This is a genomic window from Allobosea sp. 05T422_2, from assembly GCF_056396265.1.
Genome location: NZ_JBFTLD010000423.1, coordinates 1 through 3,171, shown reverse-complemented (window position 1 = coordinate 3,171; position 3,171 = coordinate 1). Strand labels below are relative to the sequence as shown.

Sequence of the window (3,171 nt, the reverse complement as noted above, 5' to 3'; positions counted from 1 at the left end):
GACCAGGTCTCGGGAGGAACAAACGCCCGCCTAGTATATGAGTCGCACGCAACCAGATGTGCGCCGTTACTGCGGAAAAAACAGACTCCAGGGCAAGGCTTCGGCCTTGCCCTTTGTTTTTGGCGTTACCGTCCGCGGCCGATCAAAGATCGTAGGCCGACCAGATATACCAGACGAACACGAAGATGATTCCGGCCAGGATCGTTGTGATCAGCGCCTTCTTGGCGAGGCCCGGAAGCACGGGCGCGCCTGGCTCGGTGCCCTGAACGACCTCCCCGTCCTCCGCCTGACTGCGGACCCCGAACGGCAGGGTCACGAACAGAACCGTCCACCAGATCACGAAATAAACGGCGAGACCGCCAGCAATGGTCATGGCCTGATCCTTTCTCGGGCGGAGGCGGTCATCTCATGGCAAGCCAGCGGGATTGCGGCAAGGCTCCTCGCTGCCGCAGCCCCTCGCAATCCACGCGAAAGCCTATCCGACCAAGGCGACGCAGGAGAATGCGACGCGCGCTTCCGTGGGCACGCCGAAGCGCGCGGTATGGCGCGCCGGCAGGCCGCCGGGGAAATGCTTCACATATTCAGCATTGCAGGCGACGTAGTCGGATGGGTCGGTGATCAGCATCGTCATCTGCACGACACGGTCGAGGCTGCTGCCCGCTTCCGTCAGAATCTCGCTGATCCGCCCCAGCGCATTGCGAACCTCATCGACCGGTGTCGCACCGCGGTGGATGCCGTTCGCAGGATCATGCGGAGCCGAATGTCCGGAGACAAAGATAAGCCCCGCTGCCCGCGTCGCCGCACTGAACGGGCGTGGCGAGCCCGCTTCGGGCTCACCGAAGAACTCGATCATCAATCGTCTCCCGCTTGTTTCGCGCCGTCGGATCTCAGGCCTGTTCCAGTTCGACAAGCGTTCCGCAGAAATCCTTGGGGTGCAGGAACAGGACTGGCTTGCCATGGGCGCCGATGCGCGGCTCACCGGAACCGAGCACGCGCGCGCCCGTTGCCTTCAGCCGGTCCCGCGCAGCCAGGATGTCGTCGACCTCGTAGCAGATGTGATGAATGCCGCCATCGACATTCCGCTCGAGAAATTTCGCGACAGGCGAATCCGCTCCAAGGGGCTCGAGCAACTCGATCTTGGTGTTGGGCAGCTCGACGAAGACGACCGTGACGCCGTGCTCAGGCTGCGGCAGCGGCTGGGAGACGCGTGCACCGAGCGTATCGCGATAGAGCGCACTCGAGGCCGCAAGGTCCTTTACGGCGATGGCGACATGGTTGAGGCGACCAATCATTCAGAGCTCCCTTGCATCCGGCGAGAACACCGCCGTCCATACTGCCGATGATCTAGCCTTCCGCGCTGGCATCGGCCCGAAAACCGCAATCCAGTTTTCGGGCCGATATCTTAGACTTCGATCACCAGCGCATGCACCAGCGGCTTCTTGCCCCATTCCTCGTTGACGGTGCTACGCAGGCCACGCTCCAGCGCGTTGCGCAGCGCTTCAGGATCGCGGCGACGCGCCTTGGGGATGTTGTCGAGCAGGTCGGAGACCGCATCGGCGACCAGTTCGTCGAAGGGCGTGCCGTCGCGCGCGGCCGGCGGCAGGCCCAGCACGGCAATCTCTGGCTCGCCGGCGATACCGCCCTTGTCGTCAACCGCAACCGCGACCGAAATCATGCCGGCAAAGGAGAGCCGGCGGCGCTCCTGGATCGTCTTCTCCATGGCATTCACCAGGAGAGCCCCGTCCTGATAGAGCCGGCCATGGGGTGCTTCATCGATCTTGCCGGCGCCATCGGCCGTAATGGCGATGATGTCGCCATTGCCGGCACGAACGACGTTCTTGACGCCGAGCCCGCGTGCGAAGGCCGCGTGCTCGCTCAGATGCAGATCCTCTCCATGGGCGGGAATGGCGATCTTCGGTCGGAGCCAGCCATAGAGCCGGGCCATTTCCTCGCGGCGCGGATGGCCCGAGACATGGACGAGATGCGTGCGGTCCGTGATGATCTCGATATTGTCCCGTGCCAGTGCATTCAGGATGTTGCCGACCGCCTTCTCATTGCCCGGAATGGTGCGGGACGAGAAGATCACACGGTCGCCTGGCGACAGGGCGATCTCGGGATGATCGTCGGACGCAATGCGCGAGAGCGCGGCGCGCGGCTCACCCTGACTGCCGGTGAGCAGCGCCACAACCTTGTCGCGCGGCAGGTAGCCATAGTGCTCGACGGAGCGGAATGCCGGAATGCCGTCGAGATAGCCGCATTCGCGCGCGACATCGATGACACGGTCCATCGCACGGCCGACCACGACGACATCGCGATGACCGGCCATGGCAGCTTCGGCGACGGCCCGCAGCCGGGCCACATTCGAGGCGAATGTCGTGACGGCGACTCGGCCGGGCGCGGAAGCGACCAGTTCCTTCAGCTTGGCTGCGACGTCCGCCTCGCTCGGGCTGATGCCGTCACGCATAACGTTGGTCGAGTCGCAGATCAGGGCGAGCACGCCCTCGTCGCCGAGCTCGCGCAGTCGCTTCTCGTCGGTTGGCAGGCCGACCTGCGGCGTCGGGTCGATCTTCCAGTCGCCGGTATGAACGACGAGGCCGACCGGAGTACGGATCGCCAGCGCGCAGGATTCCGGAATGGAATGCGCCACCGGCACGAACTCGATCTCGAAGGGCCCCAGCGTGACATGTCCGCCCTGGGCGACGACGTTGATCGGCACCTTCGGAGCGCCGGGCTCGCCCAGCCGCCGCGTGGCAAGCAGCCCGGCCGCGAACTGTGTGCAGTAGACGGGCGCGCGCAGGGAGGGCCACAGCGCCGCGAGCGCGCCAATATGATCCTCATGCGCGTGGGTGATCACGATGCCAAGCAGATTGGCCCGCTCCTCGATGATGTAGCGCAGGTCGGGGAGGACGATGTCGACGCCCGGAACATCGGGACCGGCAAATGACAGGCCGCAATCAACCAGGATCCATTTGCGCCGCCCTTCAGGCCCGAAGCCATAGAGTGCCGCAYTCATACCGATCTCGCCTAGGCCGCCGAGGGGAACGAAGACGAGTTGGTCGCTGGAACGGGTCACGGGAAATCCTAAGGCAAAAGGCAGGGCGCAGAGCGCGCCGGATGAGTGGCAAGGCCTAGCATGAAGGCCGTGGAAGCGCGACAGGAGCCGCTCTGGGA

Annotated in this window: 4 protein-coding genes; all 4 read right to left on the bottom strand. The window is 64.6% G+C overall.

Annotated elements, in window-relative coordinates:
• Positions 1 to 142: 142 nt before the first annotated feature.
• Positions 143 to 373, bottom strand: coding sequence for a DUF1467 family protein (locus tag AC1DJT_RS35450; RefSeq protein ID WP_069880671.1), 231 nt, complete (start codon positions 371 to 373; stop codon positions 143 to 145).
• A gap of 102 nt (positions 374 to 475) precedes the next feature.
• The gene (locus AC1DJT_RS35445) at positions 476 to 853 is read right to left on the bottom strand and encodes a RidA family protein (protein ID WP_476770136.1); all 378 of its coding nucleotides are present in this window, start codon (positions 851 to 853) and stop codon (positions 476 to 478) included.
• 34 nt (positions 854 to 887) lie between these two features.
• Complete coding sequence (gene mce, locus AC1DJT_RS35440) at positions 888 to 1,292, bottom strand: methylmalonyl-CoA epimerase (RefSeq protein WP_476770135.1); 405 nt, start codon at positions 1,290 to 1,292, stop codon at positions 888 to 890.
• A gap of 110 nt (positions 1,293 to 1,402) precedes the next feature.
• On the bottom strand, positions 1,403 to 3,073 hold the full coding sequence (locus AC1DJT_RS35435; protein WP_476835932.1) for a ribonuclease J: 1,671 nt from the start codon (positions 3,071 to 3,073) through the stop codon (positions 1,403 to 1,405).
• Positions 3,074 to 3,171: the final 98 nt, after the last annotated feature.

Coding starts and splice junctions, on each gene's coding strand:
- AC1DJT_RS35450 (WP_069880671.1), bottom strand. CDS start 373: ATGACCATTGCTGGCGGTCTCGCCGTTTATTTCGTGATCTGGTGGACG.
- AC1DJT_RS35445 (WP_476770136.1), bottom strand. CDS start 853: ATGATCGAGTTCTTCGGTGAGCCCGAAGCGGGCTCGCCACGCCCGTTC.
- mce (WP_476770135.1), bottom strand. CDS start 1,292: ATGATTGGTCGCCTCAACCATGTCGCCATCGCCGTAAAGGACCTTGCG.